The organism is Oleiphilus sp. HI0066, assembly GCF_001635725.1.
The window spans coordinates 1-575 of record NZ_LWFH01000144.1 but is presented as its reverse complement, the minus strand read 5'-3'; the positions used below and the strand labels follow the sequence as shown (position 1 = coordinate 575).

Genomic DNA, 575 nt, shown 5'->3' with positions numbered 1-575 from the left:
AGCAAGCGCCATTCTGATAGAGTCAACGATAAACGGAATGTTGCGCATGAGCACGCTTATAACGGTGTGCGGGCTTTGCCATCCGCTGACCTCAAGTCCAGGGTTGTCGATTTGCACAATCGCATCAGTCTTAAGTGACGAGTTGACTAGACGCCATTTGCTAACAAAATAGCCAAATACATCGACGATGGACTTACCAACAAACTCCTGGGTATAGGCTGATGCCAATACATATTCGATAAAATCGATAAGAGGTTTCTGCTCTTGTTTTGGCATTGTTGATGCCGCGTGCTTACTAAGAATTTCAAGTATTTCTTTTTGTTCCTGAGTTTCTATCAATTTCATGTTTAGCAAAAACCTCGAAAGTCGTTGTCAATCCCGCTAATTCACAATTTTATGAGACGTTTTAGAATGTCGATTAAGAATAGTTCATAGGGCTGAAATTGCGTATTAACGCGCCATGCAATAACGTGGCTACCTTGTAACAATCAATCAGTTGAGACTCATCCAACATGCAAGCCAATCAAGTATTTTCGTCTCTAAAGATGCAACTGTCGTCAACCATCATTGGACAG

Annotated in this window: 1 protein-coding gene; it reads right to left on the bottom strand. The window is 41.6% G+C overall.

Features of this window, described 5'->3' with window-relative positions; all coding sequences use genetic code 11:
- The coding region (locus tag A3738_RS02525) for an NAD-glutamate dehydrogenase domain-containing protein (protein WP_156503892.1) at positions 1-345 on the bottom strand (345 nt) is incomplete at its 3' end.
- Between the last annotated feature and the right edge of the window lie 230 nt (positions 346-575).